Here is a 25,323-nt window from a genome sequence, read left to right on the forward strand (position 1 = left end):
TTAGACTGCTACCCATTGACTCCGGAGGCCATTATGAGCGCCGAACTTTCCCCCATCGTTTCAGAGTTTGAGACCAAAGAGCAGGCCGCCAGCTATGACCGTTGGTTCCGCGCCAAGGTCCAGGCTTCGCTTGACGACCCACGCCCGAATGTCCCGCACGATCAGGTGATGGCCGATATGCGAGCCCTCATCGAATCAAAGCGCAACAAGTACGATGCTGGTTGAGTGGCGGCCCGAAGCACGGGCCGAACTCTGGCAAATCCTGAATTACATTGGCGACCGAAACTTCGTAGCGGCCAGCGAACTATTTCAAGCCATTGAGGCTGCTACATCGGCACTTCCCGAACATCCCTATCTATATCGATTCGGTCGAGTACCGGGCACTCGGGAGATTGTTGTGCATCCCAACTACCTGGTGGTTTACCGAGTGATGGATCGAATCGAGATATTGAGCGTGCTGCATGCTCGGCAGGAATATCCCTGATCTTCAGGGTATTTCATCGCCGGTTGCCCCCCCAAAAAAAGGACATCACGTAATCCCCGGAAACACGGATAACGCAATACCTGTAGGAGCTGGCTTGTCGGGTCGCCGCATCGCAGCGATGGTCGTTAACGATGACGCGTGAGAACTGGATAAACGCGGCGCACTTGAGAACATCGCCAGCAAGCTGGCTCCTACAGGTACTGCGTGAAGAACCAAAAAAAGCAGTCCCCCGACACTTCACTCAAAACTGCTAAATTCACCGCCCGATTGGCACGACAAGGATTGTTCGTTCATGAAACTTGTTGCCCGGTCAATGGCCGCATCCAGCCCATCGGCGTGCTGAAAAAACAAGGATGATTCAATGTTGGAGCTTAGAAAAAACCTCATCAGTTGCCTGATATTCCCCATCGCCCCAGTCGCTGTCATCTATCTCACCTTCTCCCTGTGCAGTGACATCTGGATGGAAAGCTTCTACACGCCCGGCGAGGATGGCGGGGAAGTCGAACTCACGTTGACGCTCTACATCTTTCCGCTGCTGCTAATTATTTTTGCCCCCTTGCTGGCGGGGCTGACGGCGTTGACGCGTTGGGGCGCGCGGCGCTTTGAGCCCGGCGCCTGGTGGCGGTGGCTGATGGCGATTCCACGCGTCGCGTTGGCGGCGGTTGCGTTGTTTCTGTTTGTGCTTTCGAGCGGTTTTCTGATGGGAGACGTGTTGGGGCCATTCAGGCATTGGCAGGTGGCGTGCGCGTGGGTCGCCTGTGCCGCGAGCGCGGGCGCATTTGTGTTTCAGCAATGCTCACGCCTGAAGGAATAGACCGCAGGCCAGGGGTGCGGGCAGCAGCGGGGCACACCTTTCGCAGACCCCGGCGGCTATGTATTATCGACACCGGCCCGATGCTGCCCGCCGCTCGCTCCCGCTGGGAAAGGTGAAAGCATCTCCTCCTCATGCAAACCCTGTCGCCTCTCTTGACGGTCGAGGTTTGGCAATGCGAGCACCAAAGCATCTCGGCTACAGGAGCAGACATGTTTTCAATCGAGCAAGCCAAGCAAATGGCCAAACAGTTGCACGCCTCGCTGGAGGAACGCAATCAGGCGGTGACCCATTCCACCGCGCTGGAACTGGTCGCGCAGCAACTGGGCTACAAGGACTGGAACACCGCGTCGGCGCTGCTGGCCCAGGCCAGTACCCCGCCAACGCCGAGCATTACCTTCGATAAATCCATCCCCATTTTGCGCAGTTTCGACGAAGCCAAGGCCCGGGAGTTCTATCTGGATTTCCTGGGTTTCAGCGTCGAGTTCGAGCATCGCTTCGAGGCTGATCTGCCGCTGTACCTGGGCATCAGCCGCGACGGTCTGCACCTGCATCTTTCCGAACATCACGGCGATGCCAGCCCGGGCTCGACGGTGTTCGTGCCGATGCAAAACATCGAACTGCTCAGGGACGAACTGCTGGGCAAGCGCTACGGCTACGGACGCCCGGATATTGTTCAGCAGGACTGGGGCAAGGAGTTGCAGGTCTACGACCCGTTCGGCAATCGGATTCGCTTCTGCCAATATTGATCAGGCGGTGCGGACCGGGGCGACCCGGTCCGCTTTGAACCACCTGCCACTAAGGATGAATACGCCATGACCACGCAGGACATTTCGCTTCAAGACATCGCCGCGCCTGAAGGCGTTTGTTATGGCTGCGGCAGCCAGAACCCGCACGGGCTGCACATCAAGAGCTTCTGGCATGAAGACGGGGTGCATGTCATGGCCGAGCATATGCCCGATGACAAGTATTGCGGCTGGCCGGGTCTGGTTTACGGCGGTTTGATCGCGATGCTGGTCGATTGCCACTCCAACTGGGCCGCGATGGCTTATCACTACCGCGCCGAACAGCGCGAAGTGGGCAGTTTGCCCCACGTCACCTGCGTCACCGGTAACCTGGGCATCAAGTACATCAAGCCTACCCCGATGGGCGTACGTCTGACATTGCGGGCAAAAGTCGAGGGTGATGTCGGGCGCAAAAGTCGAGTCATCTGTGAGGTTTTCGCCGGGGACGTGCTGACCGCTGTCGGGGACTCCACGTTTGTCCGCGTCGATACCGAGCAACTCCGGACCGCCGCGCACGACAACAAGGTCGGCTCCTGACCCCGGCGCCTCACCGTTCGTCAGCGAGCCAGCACCTTTCCCGCTGCCGGGTCTTCCAAGGTTTTATACCTCACCGGGGAGACCCAGATAATGAACAGGAAAATGCTCGCCCTCATGGCTGCGGGTCTGCTGTCGACGGGCTCGTTTTTTGCGCTGGTCGCCGAGAACGCGACGGCGGGTTCCGCTGTCCCGCCTGCTGCCGTGCCTGGCATCAACCAGCCGCAGGCTGCCGAAGCCAAACACGAGAAGGCCGACAAGAAGGGCGAGGAGGCCGCGGGCTCAAACTCCGGCGCCGATTCGCAAGCGGCGCAAAAGGATGCCGCGACCTCAAGTGGTTCGACGGACGAAGAAAAAGAACCCACCCGGTGACGGCCTGAATCGACCGGTTTTACCCGACCATTACCCGACGCCTACGCCATCACCCGGTTGCGCCCGCTCTGCTTGGCCAGATAGAGACGTTCATCGGCCAGTTTCAGTACGCTTTCGGGCATCGGGGTGTCCGCACTCCGGCAAGCCACGCCGATGGACATCGTCAGCTTTCCAACCTGCGGCACCTCGGTCTGTGCGATGTGCTCGCGTATCCGCTCGGCAATGACCCTGGCGGTATCCAGCGGCGTATCCGGAAGGATCAGCGCGAACTCTTCACCACCGGCGCGGCAGGCGAGGTCGCCGGTCCGGGAGTTCTGCTTGAGTATGCCGGCGACCTCTTTGAGGGCCACGTCACCGGCGTCATGCCCGAAGGTGTCGTTGACCTTTTTGAAGTGATCGATATCCAGCGCCAGCACCGAATAGGCTTGCCCGGTTTTTGCCAGCAGATCCAGTACGCCGCCCATGGCCCTTCGATTGGCCAGGCCGGTCAGGGGATCGCTTTGCGCTTCGTGGCTGAGCTGGCCAAGCTTTTGCTGGAGCAGCTGCACACCGGTCAGCATGGCCTGGCGAATGGCCGATGCGTCGCGGTACCAGGCATGGACTTGCCGCAGTTGCTCGGTCGTTTGCGGGGCGGCCAACTGGTCGGCGGCGGCCGATAACTGGCGCAACGGGCGGGCGATCAGGGTGGTCCCGAGCAAAATCAGCCCCAGCCCCAACAGCCCGGCAGGGATCATGTCCAGGACCATGTCGCGCATGAGTTGTCCCAGCGGCGCCAGGCTGAGGTCCCGGGGTTGTTGCGCGACAACCGCCCAGTTGGCGTCCGGCACCTGGGCAAAACCGGCGAGCATGGGCACACCTTTGTAGTTCGGGCCTTCAAGGGAGCCACGTTCGCCGCGCAAGGCCGCATCGACCGTCAGGCTCCAGCCCAGGACCTCACCGATGCGCTTCTGGTCCGGGTGATACAGCAGCCGCCGATTACTGTCGGCGATGAACGCAAAGGTCCCTTCGTGATGGAAGTGACGGCTGATGATCGTATGAAAGGTGCTTTGCTTGAGCAGGTAGACCGAGCCGCCGACGACGCCGAGGAATGCCCCTGACGGGTTGAAAACCGGTTGTGAAATGAACACCACCAGGTTGCCCGCCGCGGAAACGTAAGCGGCGCTGACCGCTGGACGACGTTCCTTGAGCGCCTGCTGGATGCCCTCCGACGTCAACGTGGCGCCGACAATCTGCGAGGTATCGGGATAGGCCTGCAGGACTTTGCCTGCCGCATCCACAATGGCAATGGAATTGAAGTCGGCATCCTGCGCTTGCAGGCGGATGGCTTCTTTGCGCAGCACTTCGGAGTCGTTCCAGTGCTGGCCGAGGGTCGTGGCGCTGTAGTTCAAGCGACTGTGCGCCGAATTCAGGAACTCACCGATGCTGGAAGCGACTTTTGCGGCGTAGGCTGCGTTGGCCTCAAGCGTCGTATGGATCAGGGACTGACGCTGCACCCGGTAAGCGACGTAGAGGCTGTTGCACAACGTCGCGAGGACTGACAGCAGGACGAAGAACAGAATCAGCCCGCGCAGGTCGATGGGCAGGGGCCTGGACAGCTTCGCGCGGCTACCTTGCTCGTTGATGGCGCTGTTGGGGTCGTCCGCTGGCGTCGTCATTTTCGATCCGTGAATGGTGTGCTGTGAGGGGGGCAAAGACTGCCTTGCAGGATAGGCAGAGAGCGCCGAGTTGTCACATGCACGCCACAGAAAACAGAACCGGGCACTTGCGGCTGATGCCGATCAGTCGAGTCGAGACCCTGATCTTGACCCTGATCCTGTGGCGAGGGAGCTTGCTTGTGGCGAGGGAGCTTGCTCCCGCTGGACTGCGCAGCAGGCCCATTTTTTGGGGCCGCTTCGCGACCCAGCGGGAGCAAGCTCCCTCGCCACAGGTGATCGGCGCTGGTCAATCCCTTAAGGGACCCGGCAATCAGTACTGCGCGCGCAGGCTCAGGGTCAGGGTGCGCGGGTCGCCGTAGAAGTTGGTGCCCCAGGACGCATCGACGCGGTCGTAGTACTTGCGGTCGAACAGGTTGTTGGCGGTGAGTGTCGACGACAGGTTTTCGTTGAATTTGTAGCCGACCTGCGCTGTGGTGATGGCATAGCCGCCTTGCTGGAACTTCACGTCTCGCTGGTAGTAGGTGTCGCTGACCGCCCGCACGCCACCGCCGACGCTGAAGTCCTTGAGCGGACCGTCGGTGAACTCGTACTTGGTCCACAGGTTGAAGTTGTGCTTGGGCGTGATGGTGCTGAAGGTCTTGCCTTTGTTGGCCGCGTCGCCGTCCAGGAACTTGGTGGAGGTGTAGGCGTAACCGGTGACGATGCTCCAGTTTTCGGTCAGGTTGCCGCTCAGTTCGGTTTCCCAACCCTCGCTGCGTGCCTTGCCTTCGGTCATGTAGGCACCGGAGTTGTTGTCGTATTCGGCGCGGTTTTCATCGTAGATGCGAAAGGCCGCGAGGCTGGCGTTCAGGCGACCGTCGTAGAACTCGCGCTTGAGGCCGATCTCGTACTGCTTGCCTTCGCGCGGGCCGACCGGCTGGCCGTCCGTGCCGATTTCGCTCTGCGGTTTGAACACGCCGGTGTAGCTGAAGTAGGTCGACAGTTCCGGGGTAATCTTGCCGATGATGGCACCGTACGGCACGACCTTGCGGTTGATGCTGGTGTGGGCTTCGCCGAAGTTGTTGAAGAAGGCGTTGGCGTTCTTCGCGTCGGCTTCGTACCAGGTCACACGGCTGCCGCCGATGACATCGAGCCAGTCGGTGACGTTGAACTTGGCACGGGTATAGACCCCGTACTGGTCGGACTTGGACCAGTTGCCGTTGACGTGCGCATAGTCGTTGCGGGGAATGTCGATGCTGCCCGGATCCCACACGTTGATCGGGAAGTACTCGCCGCCGCCGTAGGTGAAGTCCTTGTCCAGGTGCTGGTACTCGGCGCCCAGGGTGAACTCGTGGCGACGATCGGCGAACTCGAAGGGCGTGGTGACGAAGCTGTCGACACCGATGGTTTTGATGTGGGTGTAGTAGTCGTAGGCCACGGCCCAGCTGTCACCGGTGGCCGGGTCGACGGCGCCGTCGGCCCAGGTGAAGTTACGCTCCGGGGTTTCTGCATCGCGATAGGTCAGGGTGGTCTTGAACTGACCGCCGTTGTCCAGTTCGTGATCAACTTCGGCAAAGGATTCCCAGACCTTCTCGTTCAGGGTATTCCACTTGGCGTCGACGAAGGTCGAGCGAGGAACGTCCAGCAAGGTGCCGTCGGCATAGGCCGGCAAGCCGAACGCCGGGGTGGAGTTGTTCTTCTGGTAAGCGCCGCCGACCGACAGGGTGGTGGCCGGGTCGAGGTCGAATTCCAGTCGACCGTAGACCATCGGACGTTCGTTCTGCGCGTAGTCGACGAAGGACTGGTTGTTCTCGTAGGCGGTGATGAAGCGTCCGCGCACGGTGCCCTGGTCGTTCAGCGGGCCGGTGACATCGACCATGGAACGGTAGTGATCGTAGGAGCCGGCGGCCAGCTCGCCACCCAGGGCGAATTTGCCCAGGGCGCGCTTGCGCACCACGTTGATCGTACCGCCGGGTTCACCCGCGCCCTGGTACAGGCCCGACGGACCGCGCAGCACTTCGATGCGGTCGTACATCGCCAGGTCGAAACTGGTAGCCATGTCGCCCTGGCCGGTGGGTTGCGAGACGCCGTCGACCTGCACCTGGTCGACGAGGAAGCCGCGCATGTAGACGTCGTTGAGGCTGGAGCCGGAGTTGTAGGTCTTGATGGTCACGCCGGTGACCTGGCGCATGGCGTCCTGCAGGCTGTTCATGTTCTGGTCGTCCATGCGCTGGCGCGTGACGACGGACACCGACTGCGGGATGTCCTTGACCTTGATGTTGCCTTTGCCGATGGTCACTTCATCGCTGGTGTAGGAGTGTGTGCCTTCAGTGGTCGGGCCCAATGCCACGCCGGTGATGGAGGTCGCACCCAGCTGCAATGCACTGGAGTCACCGACCGCTGGCACCAGCGACACGGTGTTGCCATTCAACTGAAAATTGATGCCGCTCCCCAGCAGCAAGGTTTTCAGTGCCTGTTCCGGTTCCATGTTGCCGGACACCGCCGTGGATTTGATGCCGTTGACCATGTCCTGGCTGTAGAGAATCTGCAGGTTGGTCTGCTGGCCCAGTTCGCGCAATGCACTGGCCAGCGACTGGGCCGGCACATTGACGTTCACCGGGGCTGCCTCGACCTGGGAAGTGCCCAGCAGCAACAGGGTCAACAGCGCGCCCGGCACGACCGTTCGGAATTTCTTTTGCCGATCGATGGCTAATGCCAAGGGTGCGCGGGACAGAGTAAGGCTTTGCATTGCTCGAATCGCTCCAGAAGGGTGTGTGCAGTTTTTTAGTTAATGATAATTATTATTAGACGGACCACTTTGCCTAAACCGGAAAACAAACTTCAAAAAAACAACAACCTGCGTGCAACCACCGCTGTCAGGCAGTCGCGCGCTCGGTGATGACCCGGCCCGACTCCATGCGCACCAGTTGATCGGCCATGTCGAAATAGCGGTCGTCGTGGGAGATGACGATGATGGTCTTGCCCAGGCGTTTGAGGTCCGGTAGCAGCTCGGTGTAGAAGATGCGGCGGAAGGTCGGGTCCTGGTCGGCGGCCCATTCGTCGAACACCAGCACCGGGCGTTCTTCCAGCCAGGCATTGACCAGGGCCAGGCGCTTGCGCTGGCCGGTGGACAGGTCGGTGGTGGTGAAACTGCCGTCCCTGACGCTGACCTTGTGCGCAATTTCCAGGCGTTGCAGGTAGGCATTGGCATCTTCGGGAATGTGCTGGTCACCCTGCACCACGTCATCGAACAGGTAGTAGTCGGCAAAGATCGTGGTGAACAACTGGCGGTAGTCGTCTCGATTGTGCGCATCGATGCCTTGGCCGTTGAGCAGGATTTCGCCGTGTTGCGGGGCGTAGAGGCCCAGCAGCAACTTGATCAGCGTGGTCTTGCCGCAGCCGTTTTCGCCGACGATGAAAATGATGTCGCCTTGCGCGATGCTCAGGTTCACCGGGCCCAGGCGAAACGCGTCGCTGCCCGGAGCGGCGGGGAAGGCGTAGCTGACGTTGTTCAGTTGCAGGCTGTTGACCACGGCCGGCGGGGTGCCTGGGTCGTTGAGCAGCAGGTGCGGTTCCGGCGAGGAAAACCGCCTCGACAGTTCGGCGATGCGGCGAAAGGCGATGCGCGCCCGGCTCACGATCGGCAAGGTGCTGACCAGGTGCTCGATCGGGCCTTTCATGTACAGCAGCACCAGCACGAATCCGCTCATCACCGCTTGGTCGGCGCTGGGCCAGAAGGATTGCAGGGCCAGCGCCAGGCCGATGACCACGAAGAACAGCATCGAGCCGAGGGTCTTGGCGATCACGAAGGTGTTGATTGAACGCACCTGGGTGTCGCAGATGAAATCGGCGGTGGCCTGGATGCCCTTGACGAACATGCGCTGGCGGCGCGGACGGTGGATGCGCAATTCCTTGGCGCCGCCGGCAATGGCGTTGTAGTGCTTCTGCAATTCGTCTTCGGCGTCGCGGGCGGCCATGAACCCCTGGACACCCTTGCCCTGCGCGTAGAACTGGATGCCGGTGCCGATGGCAATCGCCAGCACCATCATCAGGAACATCGGCCACGACAGCATCGCCAGGTAACCCATGCAGCCGAGGGTCACGGTCAGGGAAATGGCGAGCGGCGCGAAGGCGAAGGCGAAGTCGCTGATGGTGTCGACGTCGTGGGTCAGCACCGGGATCAGTCGGTGGCTGCGGTAGCGCTCGATCTGCTCGATGGGCGCCGACAGCACTTTCTCCCCCAGCTCTTTACGCAGTTTGGCAATGATGTGCTGGCCGACGTAGTTGGTGCCGATGTCCGAGCAGATCGAACTGCCCAGGACCAGCAGGCACAGGCCACCGAACAGCGCGACCACGCCCTGGGTCAGGCCGTCCGGCGAATGCAGCGCGTTGTTGATGGTGGCCAGCAACACCGTCACGCTCAGGCCGCCGACCATGCCCAGGAGGATCGACAGACTGACGACGAGCCGGAACGGTTTCAGGAGGCTGAACAATTCATGAATTGCACCGCGCGTTGGCTGGGTCATGAGCAGAGGGTTCCTTGGGTCTTGAGGCAGATACCCAGTAGAACGTCTGATGGGGGGCTTAATTTAAAGGCGGGGCGACTGGTGGCTGGGGAGTTACATAGACCCCTGTGGGAGCGAGCTTGCTCGCGAAAGCAGTTTGTCAGTCACATAGATGTTGGATGTGCTGCCGCCTTCGCGAGCAAGCTCGCTCCCACAGGGATTGTGGAAGGGCTCAGAGGTTGGGCGTCAGATCGCGTACTACACGGAATCCGATCCAGTCGCCACGGGTCTGCGGGTCGATGTCGTTGCGGTTGCCCGAACGGGAGAACACCGGTGCTTCGCCCCAGTCGTTGCCACGGATGCGCAGGGTGTCGCAGTCGGGCTCGGTCCAGGCGCTGCCGTCGGTGGGGGCGCCGACGTAGTCCGGGTGATAGCAGTCGGCGATCCACTCGTAGACGTTGCCGTGCATGTCATATAGGCCAAAGGCATTCGCTGGGTAGCTGCCGACCGGCGAGCTGTAGCTGTAGCCGTCGGTCGGGCCGTAGGTGTTGGCGTGGGTGGCGATGCTGTACTCGGTGCCGGGGTCGAACGGGAAGGGGAACGCGCCCGTCGATCCGCCACGGGCCGCGTACTCGCGCTGGGCTTCGCTGACGATGTGGTAGTGCTGGCCGGTTTTCATCGACAGCCAGGCGACGTAGGCGCTGACTTCGGCGAAGTTCATGCACACCGCCGGCTGGCGCGGGCCCTGGGGGTAACTCGGCTTGCCGTTGGTGCACGCGCGGCCGGGGCGGGTGTCGCCATCGGGCAGGGTGATACCGGTTTCCTTCATGTATTGGTTCCATTCGCCGGCGGTGATCTGGTAACGGCTCATGGCGAAGGGTTTGTCGAACGTCACCTCATGCATCGGGCCTTCATCAGGCTCGCGGCCGACTTCGTCGTCCGGGGTGCCCATGGTGAAGGTGCCGGCGGGCAGCACCACCATTTCCGGGCAGTCACGACAATCCTTGAAGACTTTGCCCGGTAATGGCGCCGTATAGGCCTGGGCCAGGCCTGGCACGGTACTGCCGAGCAATCCCAACAGGATCAGGGCGCCCAGGTTTTTTAAGGGGCTTTTCATAGAGGTTCTCGCTGCTTGAAATCGGTGGGTCAGAGCCGGCTGGCCAGCAGTTCCATCAACCTGTCGATGTGCGCTTCGGTATTGAGCAACCCCGGCGACACTCGAATGATCGGCCCGACATCACGGTCCACGGCATCGCACACCACGCGCTGATCCATCAGGTAACTGGCGACTTCTTCGCAGTCGCGGTTCTTGATGCGGAAGAAGGTGAAACCGGCGGAATATTCCGGTGACAGGGGCGTGACCAGTTCCACCGACGGGTGCTGCTGCAAGCGTTTTTTCAGGTAGCTGTTGATGTCATGGATGCGTGCCGCGACCTCGGCCTTGCCCAGGTCCAGGTGCAACTTGAAGGCTTCGGTCAATGCCCAGCGGTGTTCGAACGAGTGATACCCGCCGTAGGTCATCACCGTGGAAAACTGCGTGGCTTCGGAGAAGGTCGGGATGGTCGGAGTCACGTCCTTGAGCTCGTCGGAACGGGCGCAGATGATCCCGGTGCCCCGTGGGCCGAACATCCATTTGTGGGTGCCGGCGATGAAGAAATCGCAATGCATGTCCGGGAAGTCGAGGTTCTCCACGCCGAAGCCGTGGACGCCATCGATCACGTAGAGGATGCGGTCCTTGTCCTCGCGGCCGCGGTTCTTCTCTTCCACCAGTTTGCCGATCTCGCCGATGGGCAGCTTCACGCCGCTGCCGGAGTGCACCCAGGTCATGCCCAGTACGCGGGTCTCGGGGCGAATGTTGCGTTCAATCGCGGCCAGCACTTCGGCGGTCGAGACCTTGTACGGGTCTTCGAACAATTTGATCTTGCGAACCTGGGTGCCGTCTTTCTGGGTACGGTATTCGAACACGCTGTTGGCGGCGTAGTGCTCGTGTTCGCTGGTGAGGATTTCCTGGTCCGGGCGCACGTGGATGCCGGCATAGATCATCGCCAGGCCTTCAGTGGTGCTGCCGGTCAGGGCGATCTGCGACGGTTTGGCTTTCAAATAACGCCCGGCCCAGACGCGCACCTCTTCTTCGCGGCGTTCGGTTTCGCCGCGATGCCAGTCCATGGCCAGGCCGGGGTTGCGATCGAGGTTGGCGCGGTGCATCTCGATGGCTTCACGCACCGGACGCGGGTGCGAGGTCACCAGAAAGTTGGCGAAGTGCAGGTAGTTCGGGTCCTGCGTGAACAATTGGCGCAACTGGTCCCATTTGTCCTTGGGCAAGGGTGCCGGGGCAGCGGCCAGTGCCGGCAGGTTCACGGCCGAGGCCAGGGGAATGCCGGCCGCCAGAATGCCGGCCTGCTTGAGGAATGAACGACGGTTGGTCATGGGATCGGTTCGCTTTGGCAAAAGGAAAAATCAGTTCTGGACCACGGGCCGGGAGGACTTTTGCACCTGGTCCCAGACCCGCAGGAAATTGCCGCCCCAGAGCTTGGCGATGTCGGCCTCGCTGTAGCCGCGGCTGATCAGTTCGGCGGTCACGTTGCGGGCTTCGCTGACGTCTTTCCAGCCGTCGAGGCCGCCGCCATCGTTGAAGTCGGAACTGATGCCGACGTGGTCGATGCCGATTTTTTTCACGGCGTAATCGATCGCGTCGCCGTAATCCTTGAGGCTGGCCTTGGGTTCTTCGTCGAGGATCGAATAGAGCTGGCTGGCGTACTCGCCGAAACGCTGCTCGGGCCAGACGGTGATCACCGGGTCACCCGGCATCAGCGCCATCTCCAGGCCTTGCAGCGGTTGCAGGTCGAAGCGCGCGCGCAGGGCGTTGAGCTTGTCCTGGGTGGCCTGGCTCAGTGGGCGGATGTAGGTCGGGAAGCCGACAATCTGCACCACGCCGCCGCTGTTCTTGATCAACTGCATTTCCCCATCGCTGAGGTTGCGCGGGATGTCCACCAGGGCCCGCGGCGCTGAGTGCGAGGCGACCATCGGCGTGCGGCTCAGGTGCGCGACCTGCTCCAGGGCCTTGGTCGACATCTGCGACACATCGATGATCACGCCCAGGTCGTTGAGGCGCTGCACCGCTTGCTTGCCGATGTCCGACAGCCCGCCGAGGGCGTCCCGCGAATCATTGAAGAACGGCAGGGGCCGCGACGAGTCGGCCCAGGCGTTGTTGCCCACGTAGCTGAAGCCGAACATGCGCATGCCGCGCGCTGCCCATTTGTCCAGGGCGTTGAGGTCATTGCCCAGCGGGTAGGCGTTGAGCATGCTGATGAAGATCGCGAACTTGCCTTCGCCGTGCAGGCGACGGAAGTCGTCGGGGGTGTAGGCGATGGCGACTTGATGGGGGAAGTCACGCACCATCGCGCTGATGATCTTGTAGCGGGTTTCCTGCTCGTGCCGGGCCTCGTCGACGAAACCGGCGGTCGGGCGATGGGGCGCGTTGGGGCCGTTCCAGATTTCCGGCCAGCCGAAGATCGTCAGCGCCGCCCCGGACAGGCGCCCGCGTCCGGTCTTGACCAGGTCGAACTGGCCTTCGCCGTCCTTGTCGACTTCGTTGCCGGCGGTGCCGAAGTCCATCGGTATGGTGATGTGGCTGTCGAACGAGAGGATACGCTCCTGCAGTTGATCGGCCTGTTTCATCATCTTCACCGGGTAGCCGGGATTGTCCCTGAACCAGTAGTCCCAAGCCCCGAAGCCTGCCCCCGCGCTGATCGCCAGGGCCAGCGGCAAGCCGATGAAAAGAGCCTTTTTCGAACGTGGTTTTGTCATTGCCGTCTCAGTCAGGTTCGCCGTCGGGGATCAGGCGCGGGGGCCTTTGCTATCTGGGGGGAACGAGTGGCCGGGACAGGAATTTAGTGTTTGTGCCGGCCTCATCGCTGGCAAGCCAGCTCCCACAGGGGTATCGCAGTTCCTGTGGGAGCTGGCTTGCCAGCGATGCCTTTAAATTTGTCGGCGCAACAATCGTTCTAGCTTGGATAAAGCCTGCTCCATGGCTGACACAGGTAGGGCAATGACGATTTCTCGACGATGGTTCCTCGCGGGTCTGGCGCTGACCGGTGCCGCCGTGCCTGCGGTCTATTACGGGCATCGCGAACTGACCCGAGCGGACCCGACGATCACCCCGGACGAAGCCTCGTTCGACGTGGCGGACGTGGCCGGCCAGCGGTTGGCGGATGCCTTGCGCGGGGTCTGGCAGATTCGGTTCGAAGGTCGTGACGCCGGTATCGAAGGCTTGCCCCTGGAGGGACTGGAGGTCTTTCTCGACATCGGTCACAAAGGTCGTGGCGTGGTCGGCTTCCTCGACACCGCCAAGCGTTTGCGCTCCGCCGAGGAGCCCCGTTACCGGGTGCTCGGCGATCTGTCCGGGGCCAGCCCGAAGCAGCTCGGTTGGCGGCTGCTGGGCGCCAGCGGCTGCTGCGAGTACGAATTCGACATGACCCTGGATGAGGTCTGGGCCGGTTTCGCTAACGCCGGCAGCGGCAGCCTCAGTGGGCGTGTGCTGGACCTCAAGCGTCCGCTGATGCTGACGGCCCAGGACAATCGCTTCATTGCCGTCAAGCGGGTATTCCCTGAAGCGCGCGAACGCAGCGGCCTCAATCCGACCCTGCTGGCCTGGCTGGTATCGCCGCAGCACCGTCTGTTCCACCAGCTCTGGCATGCCTCTCGGGACAAATGGCACAAGCTCTCCGAAGACCAGCGCGGCGCCCTGCGCGGGCTCGGCTGGCAACCCGGTCCGCGTGACAGGGAGCGCGATGCCCGAGGTGTACGCAAGGATCGCAACGGTTCGGGCGTGGACTTTTTCTTCATGCACCGGCACATGCTCGGCACGGCGCGTTCGATGCAGGACTTGCCGTCCTGGACGCACTTCCCGTTGCCGCAGCCGGAGCTGGCGCGGGACCGGCCCGGCTTCGCCCGTTACTTCGACAACCACGACGGCACCGCGCTGCCGCCGACCTGGCTGGCCGAGGACGATGACGAGTACACGCAATGGGTCAGTGACATCAAGACCGGCGAGACGTATCACAGCAATTTCCAGGTCTGGGAATCGCGCTACCGTGATCCGCGTTACCTGTCGACGCTGACCCTCGGCCAGTTCGGCTCGGAGGTCGAACTGGGCCTGCACGACTGGCTGCACATGCGCTGGGCTTCGGTGCCGCGTGATCCGTCCAACGGTCAGCCGGTGCCTTTTGCCCGGGATCCGGCAGACTTTTCCGCGCGCTGGTTCGCTGCGGAAAACGATTTCCTCGGCGACCCGTTTTCCTCCCATGTGAACCCGGTGTTCTGGCATTTCCACGGCTGGATCGATGATCGTCTGGAGGACTGGTTCCGCGCCCACGAGCGCTTCCACCCGGGGCAGGTCAGTCGGCTGCAGGTCAATGGCGTGCCCTGGTTTGCGCCGGGGCGTTGGGTCGAGATCGATGACCCGTGGCTCGGCCCGGTCACCCATGGCTGCAGCACCACGCCGGGGTTGCAGGCGGGCAAGTCAGTGGAAATGGACCCGGAAACCATGAAGCTGGCGTTGCGCATCACCTTTGGCGAGGATGAAAAGAAACTGAAGGATTTGTTCCGCAAGGTGCCGCAGCGGCCGTGGTATGCGCGCAATCTGAAGGCTAAGCAGAGCCAGGCTTGATACCGCGTTATCGTTCAATCGCTGGCAAGCCAGCTCCCACAGGTCATGTGTTGTCCCTGAATCATGCGGCACCCACCACCCCCTGTGGGAGCGAGCTTGCTCGCGATGGCTGACTGGCAGGCAAAATTGATGTTGGGTGTGCCGGCCTCTTCGCTGGCAAGCCAGCTCCCACAAGGTTTTGTGTTTGCCGCATGATCCGGGCACGACGCATAACCTGTGGGAGCTGGCTTGCCAGCGATGGCGTACGCAGCGGCCGTGAAAGCAGAAGATCGCAGCCTTCGGCAGCTCCTACATGGGAATGCGTACCCTGTAGGAGCTGCCGAAGGCTGCGATCTTTTGATCCTCAGAGCACCTGCCACCCCCCACCCAACGCCTTGTACAACGCAATACTCGCCTGCATCCGCGACAAGCGCAGTTGCACATTCAAATCCTGCGCCGCATACAGCGTGCGTTGGGTTTCCAGGACCGTCAGCAAATCCTCGGCCCCGGCCTGGTAACGGCTTTGCGCGATGTTGAACGCGGTCTGCGCCTGGCTCAGTTCTTCACTCTGCCAGCCGCGCTGTTCATCCAGCCCGCGAATGCTGTTGAGGGCTTTTTCGACGTCGGCGAAGCCGTTGATGATCGCGCCGCGATAGGTTTCCAGCAGTTCTTGCTGGCGCGCTGTGGCCTTGTCGCGCTGGGCGCCGAGGCGGCCGTTGTTGAACACCGGCGCAAGCAGCCCGGCGCTGAGGTTGTAGAAGGGGCTGCGCAGAATATCGTCGGCCCGGTCGGCACCGGAACCGATTTCGGCGGTGAGGGTCACGGTCGGTAGCATGGCGGCCCGGGCGACGGTGACATCGGCCTGGGCGGCGGCCAGTTGCGCCTCGGCCCGGGCAATGTCCGGACGGCGGCTGAGCAACTGGCTGGGTACCCCGGCGTCGATGGCCGGCCAGGTCAGTTGATCGAAGCGTTCCTGACCCATCGACAGTGCCTGCACCGGGCGGCCGAGCAGGGCGGCGAGGCTGATTCGTGCCTCTTCGGCCTGTTGCCGCACCAGCGGCAGCTGGCGTTGCTGCGCCGCCACCAGGCTTTTTTGCTGCGCCAGTTCCAGGGCCGTGGCCGAGCCCGAATCGAAGCGGGTCTGCACCAGTTTCAGCACGCTTTGCGCATTGGCCAGGTTCAACTCGGCGATGCGGCTCTGTTCCTGCAACGACAAGGCTTGCGCGTAGCTGTTGGCCACGCCGCTGAGCAAGGTCAATTCCACGGTGGCCTGATCGTATTCGCTGGCGTCCAGACTGAATTGCGCACTGTCGCGGCTGGCGCGCTGGCCGCCCCAGAAATCGATTTCGTAGCTGGCCACCAGGTTCGCATTGAAGTAGTCGACGGCATCGTTATCGCTGTCGGCATCGAGCTGACTGTAGCCACTGCCCCGCATCAGTTTCTGGCGATTGGCATTGGCCCCGGCCTTGACCTCCGGCAGTTGCGAGCCGCCGGCGATGACCGTGTCGGCCTGGGCCTGGCGCACTCTGGCGATGGCGGCGGCCAAATCGTAACTGCCGAGCCGCGCCTGTTCGATCAGGCGACCCAGTTGCGGGCTGCCGAAGCGGTTCCACCATTGCCGGTTGTCATGGACAGCGCCTGCGGTGTGCGGCGATTGCCAGGCAGCCGGCGGCTGGATGCCGCTGTCGGGGCGCTGGGCCGGGGTGCTGCAGGCACTGAGCAACAGGCACAGGGTTAACACACTGAGTGGCGGCTTCATCAATCGATCATTCACTGGTAAGGGCCGTGACCGGGTCGAGTCGGGCAGCTTTGCGGGCCGGCATAAAGCCGAAAACAACACCGGTGACCAGGGCGCAGCCGAAGGCGCCCAGCACCGCTATCAGGGAGAACGCGACAGCCACTTCGCTGAAAATCAGCACGCCACCGACGATCAGCGCCAGGGCGATGCCGGTGAGGCCGCCCACCACCGAGAGCATCACCGCCTCGGTGAGGAACTGGCGCAGGATGTCGCGCTGGCGCGCACCGGTGGCCATGCGGATGCCGATCTCGCGGGTACGTTCGCGCACGGTCATGAGCATGATGTTCATCACGCCGATCCCGCCCACCAGCAGCGAAATGGCGGCAATTGAACCGAGCATCAGCGACAGGGTGTTTTGCGTGCGTGCCTCGGCCTGGATCATTGCGGCGTTGTTGGTCAGTTCGAAGTCGTGCTTGCCGTCGTGCAGGCGCAGCATCAATTGCTCGATGGCTTTTTCGGTTTCCTTGACCTTGCGCGCGTCGGCGGCGGCGATGGCGATGTACTCGGGATTGTGCGTGCCGAACAGCCGCACACTGGCGGCGGAGTAGGGGATGGCAATGCGGTCGTCGCTGTCGGAGTCGCCGGAGCTGGCGCCTTTTTCGGCGAGCACGCCGACCACCTGGAAGGGTACGTTTTCGATCAGGATGTACTGGCCGATCGGGTTGGCCACGTCCTTGAGCAACTTGCTCCGCACCTTGTGCCCGATCACCGCGACCGCCGCGGCGTTCTGTTCATCGGCGTGGGTGAAGTAGCTGCCTTCGACCACCGGCCAGTTGAAGATCGCCGGGAAGTTGGTGTCGTTGCCACCGACATAGCTCATGTGATCAAGGTTGCCGAAGCGCACCCCAGCCTCCTGGCCGTTGACCGGCATGATCCGCATCACCTGGGGCAAGCTGGCGATCGCCGCGACCTCGTCGAGGGTGATGATGCCCATCGGCGTGCGCGGATTGGGCGCCGAGCCGCTGAGGTAAATGATGTTGGAACCGAACGCGCCCATCTGCGCCATCACCTGGCGCTTGCTGCCTTCACCCACGGCCAGCATGACCACCACCGAGGCGACGCCGATGATGATCCCGAGCAGGGTCAGCGCGGTGCGGAACTTGTTGATCCACATCACCCGCCACGCCGCGTGCACGGCATCGACCAATTCGCCCTTCCAGGCGCCAGTGGCTTCGGCGCCTTCACTCAAGCGCTTGCGCAGGTCGACGGCTTGTAGCGCACCGGGGGTGGCCGAATGTTGCGCGGTCGGGTTTTCAGCGGCGCTGTCACTGATGATCAGGCCGTCGCGGATCTCGATGATGCGTTTGGCCCGGGCCGCCACTTCGCGGTCGTGGGTGATGAGGATCACCACGTGGCCCTGGCTCGCCAGCTCGTCGAGCAGGGCCATGACCTCGGCGCCGCTGTGGCTGTCGAGGGCGCCGGTGGGTTCGTCGGCGAGAATGATGTGGCCGCCGTTCATCAGCGCACGGGCGATCGACACCCGTTGCTGCTGGCCGCCGGAGAGCTGATGGGGGCGGTTGCCGGTGCGCGAAGCCAGGCCGAGGCGGTCGAGCAGGGCGGCGGCGCGGGCGTGGCGTTCGGCGGCCGGAGTGCCGGCATAGATCGCCGGCATCTCGACGTTCTCCTGGGCCGAACCGGATGGAATCAGGTGGTAGCCCTGGAATACAAACCCGAAGGCTTCACGCCGCAACCAGGCCAGTTCGTCGCTGTCGAGGGCGGCGACGTTTTCCCCGGCGAAGCGGTATTCGCCCGAGGTCGGGCGGTCGAGACAGCCGAGGATGTTCATCAGCGTCGACTTGCCGGAACCGGAAGCGCCGACAATCGCCACGAACTCCCCGGCATGGATCGACAGGTCGATGCCGCGCAATACGTGAACTTCAGGCGCGTCGCCACCGCCGTAGGCTTTGCGGATGTCCGAAAGTTCGATCAGGGGCGTCTGCATTCAGCCGCCACTCCCGTCGACCGGGCCGATCAACAGGTGATCGCCTTCTTGCAGGCCGTCGAGGATCTGCACCCGCAGGCGGTCACTGATGCCGGTGCGTACGTTGCGCTGTTCGATGCTGCCGTTTTTGGCGACCACTTGTGCGGTCTGCAGGTCTGGCTGTGCGCCGGTTTGCAGGGCGGCGATGGGCGCGGTGAGGACGTTCTGCGCCTGGCTGGCGACGAAGAACACCTGGGTGGTCATTTCCGCCATCAGCGCGTTGTCGGCGTTGTCGACGTCCAGCAGCACGGTGTACAGCACCACGCGGGCACTCCCGCTTTTGCTGGTGCTGGCGGGGCTGCCGCCGCCCTGGCTGGTCTGGTCCAGAGGCTTGGGCGGCACGGGGAGGATTTGCCGCACGGTGCTGGTCCAGCGCCGGGTGCCGCCGCTCAGGGTGGTGAACCAGGCGTGCATGCCGGGTTTGACGTGGCCGATGTCGGCCTCCGAGACCTCGGCCCACACGGTCATTGGCGACAGTTTGGCGATACGCAGGATCAGCGGTGTCTGCTGCTGGGCGTTGAGGGTCTGGCCCTCGCGGGCATCCAGCGCGACCACTGTGCCGGCCATCGGTGCATAAATCAGCGTGTAGCCGAGCTCCGCCTGATCGCTGCGCAGACTGGCTTCGGCTTGGCGGATCTGCGCCTGGAACATGTCGATGCGCGCCTGGGTCACGCGCAGTTCGGCCTGGGCGGTCTGCACGTCTTCTTCACGGGTGGCGCCGCCGGCGGCGAGGTTCTGCTGGCGCTGGTATTTCTGCCGGGCCAGTTCGTGTTGCGCCCGCTGTTCCTGCAGCTGCGCCTTGAGGTTTTCGATGGAGAAGCGTCCGGCATCGAGTTTGGCCTGTTGCGTGGACGGGTCGATCTCCACCAGCAACTGGCCTTCCTTGACCCGGTCGCCGACTTCCACGTGGATCTTGTGGATTTGCCCGGAGGCCTGGGCACCGACGTCAACATAGCGCCGCGGTTGCAGGGTGCCCAGGGCGGTGACGCTGCTTTCAATGTCGGCGCGGCTGACCTGGACGGTGGTGAACTGGTCGCGGCCCGGCGGGATGAACTGCCAGGCGGCGACGGCTACCACGGGGATCAGACAAAGTGCTGCAAGCAGGGCGCGTCGGGTCTGTCGGGGGCGTTTCATGCAGGGTTCCGGCCTTGGGAAATCGGCCCGTCCGGGCAGAGACGGGGAGCTGTCCTTAGGACGATGAAAGCCCCCGGGAATTTAGCCCCAGACACACGACGTAACACCTGTAGGCGCTGCCGCAGGCTGCGATCTTTTGACCTTCGAGGTGGCTGATCACGCTGAAGATCAAAGGATCGCAGCCTGCGGCAGCTCCTACAGTGGAGGTGACTATTTACCGCGCATGGTGAAGCAGTACTTTAAATCTATATGAGAATTACTATAAATTACACTTCTCAAACTGCCACTATCGTGCCACTGCGTGTTCCAGCGGTCGCCGAGACGGCTCAAGGACAGCAACCGCACCCCCGTGCGGACGGGAGTCATGTTGGAAAACTACTATCGCGAGCTGGTGTGTTTCCTGAACGCCAGGCTGGGCAACCGTCAGGTGGCCGAAGATGTGGTGCATGACGCTTACCTGCGGGTCCTGGAGCGTTCCAGCGATACACCGATCGAGCAGCCCCGGGCATTCCTTTATCGCACCGCCCTCAACCTGGTCGTCGATGACCATCGGCGCAACGCCTTGCGGCGCACCGAGCCACTGGACGTACTCGACAGCGAAGAAGGCAGCTTCATACCTTCACCGCACAAGGTCCTCGATCACGGCCAGCGCCTGGACATGCTCCAGCGTGCCCTGGCGGAACTGCCACGGCTGTGCCGCGAGAGTTTTCTGCTGCGCAAGATCGAGGGCCTGTCCCATCTGGAAATCGCCGGGCAACTGGGCATTTCCCGTGCGCTGGTGGAAAAGCACATCGTCAATGCCATGAAGCATTGCCGTGCGCGGATGCGTCAGTGGGAAGGCCACTGATCCTCCGGGATTCATCAAGCCCCGTTAAATTTAGTTCCATTGTCCTCGTTCCTACTCAACAGACGACCTGTTGTGCGGCCCAAGGCCTGTCAGGTCACTTAGGTTCAATGTCCCGCTGTTGCGGGGAACATCCAGAGGACACTGGAAATGACACAGGCTATTGCATCGCCCCTCGTTCACGACCTGATCGGCGTCGGTTTCGGCCCGTCGAACCTGGCACTGGCCATCGCGCTGCAAGAGCGCGGGGTGAGCCAGGGCAACCTGGATGTGCTGTTTCTCGACAAGCAGGCCGACTATCGCTGGCACGGCAACACCCTGGTGACCCAGAGCGAGTTGCAGATTTCCTTCCTCAAGGACCTGGTGACCCTGCGCAATCCGACCAGCCCTTATTCGTTCGTCAATTACCTCAAGGCCCACGGGCGCCTGGTGGACTTCATCAACCTGGGCACCTTCTATCCGTGCCGCATGGAGTACAACGACTACCTGCGCTGGGTGGCCGGGCAGTTCACGGCGCAAAGCCGCTACGGCGAAGAAGTGCTGACCATCGAGCCGGTGCTGCACAACCATCAGGTCGAGGCATTGCGGGTGATTTCCCGCGATGCGAGCGGCCATCAACAGGTACGCACCACCCGTTCGGTGGTGGTCAGCGCCGGTGGCACGCCGCGTATTCCCGAAGTGTTCAAGGCGCTCAAGGACGACGTCCGGGTGTTTCACCATTCCCAGTACCTGGCGCAGATGGCCAGGCAGCCGTGCGTGAACAACCAGCCGATGAGCATTGCGATCATCGGTGGCGGGCAGAGCGCCGCCGAGGCCTTCATCGATTTGAACGACAGCTTCCCGTCGGTGCAGGTGGACATGATCCTGCGCGGCTCGGCACTCAAGCCGGCCGACGACAGCCCCTTCGTCAACGAAGTGTTCTCGCCGGAGTTCACCGACCTGGTGTTCCAGCAGCCCGACAGCGAGCGCGAGCGACTGGTCAACGAGTACCACAACACCAACTACTCGGTGGTGGACATCGATCTGATCGAGCGCATCTACGGCATCTTCTACCGGCAGAAGGTCTCGGGCATCGCCCGCCATGCGTTCCATACCCTGACCACGATCGAAAAGGCCACCGCCAACGAACGCGGCGTCGAACTGGTGCTGCGCAACAACGCCACCGGCGAAGTCTCGGTGCGTCACTACGATGCCGTGGTCCTGGCCACCGGTTACGAGCGGCAGATGCACCGCAAGCTGCTGGCGCCGCTGGAGGAGTACCTCGGTGACTTTGAAGTCGACCGCAACTACAAACTGATCACCGACGAGCGCTGCAAGGCCGGCCTCTATATGCAGGGCTTTTGCCAGGCCAGCCACGGGCTGAGCGACACCTTGCTGTCGATCCTGCCGATCCGTGCCGACGAGATTGCCGGGTCGTTGTATGAGCATGGCAAGCATCGCGGGCATGGGCGGTCGGTGGTGGATCTGTTGTTGGCTACGGCCAGCTGATTGTTGAAAAGATCGCAGCCTGCGGCAGCTCCTACAGGGGCATGGCGTACGCCTGTAGGAGCTGCCGCAGGCTGCGATCTTTTGCTTTTCCTGAACCCTTCCTGAAGAACCCCGCGTTTCCCCCTGCAAGGTTTTGTAACGGGTTTACTCTCCAAGCATCGGGGCGTAAGCTTCGCGCGTTTTCATCCATTACGGAGACCCACAGTGGGTACTTGTTCGAGTGACAGTTGTCGGCCGGTCTCGGTAACCGGCATTTTCTCGGCAAGATAACGCGCAGTCTCCTGTGCCGTTGTCTCGCCGACAAGCGAGCAGCGGCATCCTGATCATGGCCCGTCCCGGCCGTGTCCCGACGTCCCTCTCATCGACACTGAACAGTGCGTGGTTTCGACTTTTTGTCCTGGCCGCCGCTCTATCGACACGCCTGTCATTCGTGACCGGCGCGCCAGGCCTTGCCTTGCCGGTTGTTCCGGCGGCAAAAGGCGTGGACCTGCCTGCTCGACGGTTTCCCGGCTGACCAAAAGGGGCACCAGCCATGAAACTTACCCTCAAGGAATTCTTCGCAGGCTTCCTGCGTAACCGCCACATCGCCCGGCACTTCCGTCGCCTGGCGCTGCTGGAAACCTTCACCGACACCACGGTCAGCCGTGAAGTCCCGCCCACCCTGGCGCAAACCCTGGTAACCGCTGCCGGCAGCGACACCGGCCAGTTGCTCAACACACTCGGCTCCCACACCGATGGCTTGAGCGAGCCTGAAGCCGATGCCCTGCGCGAGCAGTTCGGCCTCAATGAAGTCGAGCACGAACAACCGCTGCCCTGGTGGACGCACCTGTGGCACTGCTACAAGAATCCGTTCAACCTGCTGCTGACACTGCTGGCGGTCATCTCCTGGCTGACCGAAGACATGAAAGCCGCCATCGTGATTTTCTCCATGGTAGTGCTCTCGACCTTGCTGCGTTTCTGGCAGGAAACCAAATCCAACCAGGCCGCCGATGCCCTCAAGGCCATGGTCAGCAACACGGCCACCGTGATGCGCCGGGACCTTGAGGAGCGCCGCGCGCAGCGCATCGAACTGCCGATCAAACAACTGGTGCCGGGTGACCTGATCGTGCTGTCTGCCGGGGACATGATTCCCGCCGATTGCCGGGTGCTCAGCGCCAAGGACCTGTTCGTCAGCCAGGCGGCCATGACCGGTGAATCGATGCCGGTGGAAAAATTCCCCCGGCAGCAGGACCGCGACACGCTCAACCCGCTGGACCTCGACAACATCCTGTTCATGGGCACCAACGTGGTGTCCGGCACGGCCATGGCGGTGATCCTCACCACCGGCAACAGCACCTATTTCGGCGCCCTGGCGCAGCGGGTCGGTGCGACGGATCGCGCGCCGACGTCGTTCCAGACCGGCGTCAACAAAGTCAGCTGGCTGTTGATCCGCTTCATGTTCGTGATGGCGCCGCTGGTGTTGTTCATCAACGGTTTCACCAAGGGCGACTGGACCGAAGCACTGCTGTTCGCGCTGTCGATTGCCGTGGGCCTGACCCCGGAAATGCTGCCGATGATCGTCACCTCGACCCTGGCCAAGGGCGCGGTGTTCCTGTCGCGCAAGAAAGTCATCGTCAAACGCCTCGACGCGATCCAGAACTTCGGCGCCATGGACGTGCTGTGCACCGACAAGACCGGCACCCTGACCCAGGACAAGATCTTCCTGGCGCGCAACGTCGACGTCTGGGGCAACGACTCGGATGACGTGCTGGAAATGGCCTACCTCAACAGCTACTACCAGACCGGCCTGAAAAACCTGCTGGATGTGGCGGTGCTCGAACACGTCGAAATCCACCGTGAACTGAAAGTCGGCACGGCGTTTCGCAAGGTCGACGAGATTCCGTTCGACTTCACCCGCCGGCGCATGTCGGTGGTGGTCGCCGAGCGCGATCAATCGCACCTGCTGATCTGCAAGGGGGCGGTGGAGGAAGTGTTGGAGGTGTGCTCGCGGGTGCGTCATGGCGACGTCGATGAAGCCTTGAGCGAAGAACTGCTGGCACGCATCCGTCAGGTCACGGCCACGTTCAACGCCGAGGGCCTGCGGGTGGTGGCGGTTGCAGCGCGGCCGATGGTCGAAGGCCGCGACACCTACAGCCTGGCCGATGAACAGGCCCTGACGCTGATCGGTTACGTAGCCTTTCTCGATCCGCCAAAGGAAAGCACCGCGCCGGCCCTCAAGGCATTGGCGGCCCATGGCGTGGCGGTGAAAGTGCTGACCGGCGACAACGAGCTGGTGACGGCGAAGATCTGCCGCGAAGTCGGCCTGGAGCAGCAGGGCCTGCTGATGGGCAACGACATCGAGCGCATGAGCGACACCGAGCTGGCGAAAGCGGTGGAAACCACCAATGTCTTCGCCAAACTGACGCCGTCGCACAAGGAGCGCATCGTCCGACTGCTCAAGGGCAACGGCCATGTGGTCGGTTTCATGGGGGACGGCATCAACGACGCCCCGGCCCTGCGCACTGCCGACATTGGTATTTCCGTGGACAGCGCCGTGGATATCGCCAAGGAGGCGGCCGACATCATCCTGCTGGAAAAGAGCCTGATGGTGCTGGAGGAGGGCGTGCTGGAAGGACGCCGCACCTTCGCCAACATGCTCAAGTACATCAAGATGACCGCCAGTTCGAACTTCGGCAACGTGTTCTCGGTGCTGGTGGCCAGTGCGTTCATTCCCTTCCTGCCGATGCTGCCGATGCACCTGCTGGTGCAGAACCTGCTCTATGACATTTCGCAGATCGCCATTCCGTTCGATAACGTCGACGACGAGATGCTCAAGCAACCGCAGCGCTGGCAGCCGGCGGATGTCGGGCGCTTCATGCTGTTTTTCGGGCCGATCAGCTCGATCTTCGACATCACCACATTCGCCTTGATGTGGTACGTGTTCGATGCCAATACCCCGGATCACCAGACCCTGTTCCAGTCTGGCTGGTTCGTGGTCGGGCTGCTGACCCAGACCCTGATCGTGCACATGATCCGCACGCCGAAGATCCCGTTCCTGCAAAGCCGCGCGGCCATGCCGTTGCTGGTGATGACCGGGTTGATCATGGCCGTGGGGATTTTCCTGCCGATGGGACCGCTGGCGCATTACTTCAAGCTGCAGGCATTGCCGTCGCTGTACTTCGTGTTCCTGCCGGTGATCCTGCTGGCGTACATGGCGCTGACCCAGGCGGTGAAGGGGTTCTACATCCGACGGTTTGGCTGGCAGTAATGCTGCCAGATGTAGGAGCTGCCGAAGGCTGCGATCTTTTGATCTTGATCTTCAGCAAT

The 25,323-nt window shown here is 62.3% G+C and carries 19 protein-coding genes; 10 read left to right on the plus strand and 9 right to left on the minus strand.

Annotated features, from left to right (window positions below):
• Positions 1-33: 33 nt before the first annotated feature.
• The 6 genes from C9422_RS17190 (at position 34) to C9422_RS17215 (ending at position 2,986) form a co-directional block, all read left to right on the plus strand.
• Positions 34-225: an antitoxin gene (locus C9422_RS17190; RefSeq protein WP_116581480.1), complete on the plus strand. Its 192-nt coding sequence runs from the start codon at positions 34-36 to the stop codon at positions 223-225.
• Complete coding sequence (locus C9422_RS17195; RefSeq protein ID WP_116581481.1) at positions 215-484, plus strand: type II toxin-antitoxin system RelE/ParE family toxin; 270 nt, start codon at positions 215-217, stop codon at positions 482-484. The genes C9422_RS17190 and C9422_RS17195 overlap by 11 nt, the downstream gene beginning before the upstream one ends.
• A 361-nt stretch (positions 485-845) precedes the next feature.
• Positions 846-1,298, plus strand: coding sequence for a hypothetical protein (locus tag C9422_RS17200; protein WP_116581482.1), 453 nt, complete (start codon positions 846-848; stop codon positions 1,296-1,298).
• Positions 1,299-1,507: 209 nt separating this feature from the next.
• The gene (locus tag C9422_RS17205) at positions 1,508-2,044 is read left to right on the plus strand and encodes a glyoxalase superfamily protein (RefSeq protein ID WP_116581483.1); all 537 of its coding nucleotides are present in this window, start codon (positions 1,508-1,510) and stop codon (positions 2,042-2,044) included.
• 66 nt (positions 2,045-2,110) lie between these two features.
• A complete protein-coding gene (locus tag C9422_RS17210) occupies positions 2,111-2,617 on the plus strand; it encodes a PaaI family thioesterase (protein ID WP_116581484.1) in 507 nt (168 codons plus the stop codon).
• Positions 2,618-2,707: 90 nt separating this feature from the next.
• Positions 2,708-2,986 (plus strand): hypothetical protein, encoded by a 279-nt coding sequence (locus C9422_RS17215; protein WP_116581485.1) that lies wholly within the window; start codon positions 2,708-2,710, stop codon positions 2,984-2,986.
• Between the two features lie 41 nt (positions 2,987-3,027).
• Here C9422_RS17215 and C9422_RS17220 read toward each other — a convergent pair whose 3' ends face one another.
• The 6 genes from C9422_RS17220 to pvdM all read right to left on the minus strand — a co-directional run bounded on the left by C9422_RS17220 (position 3,028) and on the right by pvdM (position 12,932).
• Positions 3,028-4,641: a diguanylate cyclase gene (locus tag C9422_RS17220; RefSeq protein WP_116581486.1), complete on the minus strand. Its 1,614-nt coding sequence runs from the start codon at positions 4,639-4,641 to the stop codon at positions 3,028-3,030.
• Between the two features lie 310 nt (positions 4,642-4,951).
• Positions 4,952-7,369 (minus strand): TonB-dependent receptor, encoded by a 2,418-nt coding sequence (locus tag C9422_RS17225; protein WP_116581487.1) that lies wholly within the window; start codon positions 7,367-7,369, stop codon positions 4,952-4,954.
• Positions 7,370-7,496: 127 nt separating this feature from the next.
• Entirely contained in the window at positions 7,497-9,146 is a 1,650-nt protein-coding gene (locus C9422_RS17230) for a cyclic peptide export ABC transporter (RefSeq protein WP_116581488.1), read from the minus strand.
• 211 nt (positions 9,147-9,357) lie between these two features.
• Complete coding sequence (locus C9422_RS17235; protein WP_116581489.1) at positions 9,358-10,242, minus strand: formylglycine-generating enzyme family protein; 885 nt, start codon at positions 10,240-10,242, stop codon at positions 9,358-9,360.
• 29 nt (positions 10,243-10,271) lie between these two features.
• Positions 10,272-11,552 (minus strand): aminotransferase class V-fold PLP-dependent enzyme, encoded by a 1,281-nt coding sequence (locus C9422_RS17240; protein WP_116581490.1) that lies wholly within the window; start codon positions 11,550-11,552, stop codon positions 10,272-10,274.
• 30 nt (positions 11,553-11,582) lie between these two features.
• Positions 11,583-12,932, minus strand: a complete 1,350-nt coding sequence (gene pvdM / locus C9422_RS17245; RefSeq protein ID WP_116581491.1) for a pyoverdine-tailoring dipeptidase-like protein PvdM — start codon at positions 12,930-12,932, stop codon at positions 11,583-11,585.
• Positions 12,933-13,173: 241 nt separating this feature from the next.
• On the opposite strand from pvdM, the gene C9422_RS17250 reads away from it, so the two are divergent.
• Positions 13,174-14,793, plus strand: a complete 1,620-nt coding sequence (locus tag C9422_RS17250) for a PvdJ/PvdD/PvdP-like protein (protein ID WP_116581492.1) — start codon at positions 13,174-13,176, stop codon at positions 14,791-14,793.
• A gap of 343 nt (positions 14,794-15,136) precedes the next feature.
• Here the strand turns inward: C9422_RS17250 and C9422_RS17255 are convergent, their stop codons facing one another.
• From C9422_RS17255 to C9422_RS17265, 3 genes are read right to left on the minus strand one after another with little or no spacing between them, the layout of a single operon-like run.
• Positions 15,137-16,531, minus strand: coding sequence for an efflux transporter outer membrane subunit (locus C9422_RS17255; RefSeq protein ID WP_116581493.1), 1,395 nt, complete (start codon positions 16,529-16,531; stop codon positions 15,137-15,139).
• Between the two features lie 7 nt (positions 16,532-16,538).
• On the minus strand, positions 16,539-18,512 hold the full coding sequence (locus C9422_RS17260; RefSeq protein ID WP_116581494.1) for a MacB family efflux pump subunit: 1,974 nt from the start codon (positions 18,510-18,512) through the stop codon (positions 16,539-16,541).
• Positions 18,513-19,685 (minus strand): efflux RND transporter periplasmic adaptor subunit, encoded by a 1,173-nt coding sequence (locus tag C9422_RS17265; RefSeq protein WP_116581495.1) that lies wholly within the window; start codon positions 19,683-19,685, stop codon positions 18,513-18,515.
• 364 nt (positions 19,686-20,049) lie between these two features.
• On the opposite strand from C9422_RS17265, the gene C9422_RS17270 reads away from it, so the two are divergent.
• The 3 genes from C9422_RS17270 (at position 20,050) to mgtA (ending at position 25,264) form a co-directional block, all read left to right on the plus strand.
• Positions 20,050-20,532: a sigma-70 family RNA polymerase sigma factor gene (locus tag C9422_RS17270; protein ID WP_116581496.1), complete on the plus strand. Its 483-nt coding sequence runs from the start codon at positions 20,050-20,052 to the stop codon at positions 20,530-20,532.
• A 147-nt stretch (positions 20,533-20,679) separates the two neighbouring features.
• Positions 20,680-22,017 (plus strand): lysine N(6)-hydroxylase/L-ornithine N(5)-oxygenase family protein, encoded by a 1,338-nt coding sequence (locus tag C9422_RS17275; RefSeq protein ID WP_116581497.1) that lies wholly within the window; start codon positions 20,680-20,682, stop codon positions 22,015-22,017.
• Positions 22,018-22,549: 532 nt separating this feature from the next.
• Entirely contained in the window at positions 22,550-25,264 is a 2,715-nt protein-coding gene (gene mgtA, locus C9422_RS17280) for a magnesium-translocating P-type ATPase (protein ID WP_116581498.1), read from the plus strand.
• Positions 25,265-25,323: the final 59 nt, after the last annotated feature.

This window comes from Pseudomonas sp. B1(2018), assembly GCF_003097365.1.
In the GTDB taxonomy this organism is placed as follows: domain Bacteria; phylum Pseudomonadota; class Gammaproteobacteria; order Pseudomonadales; family Pseudomonadaceae; genus Aquipseudomonas; species Aquipseudomonas laurylsulfatiphila.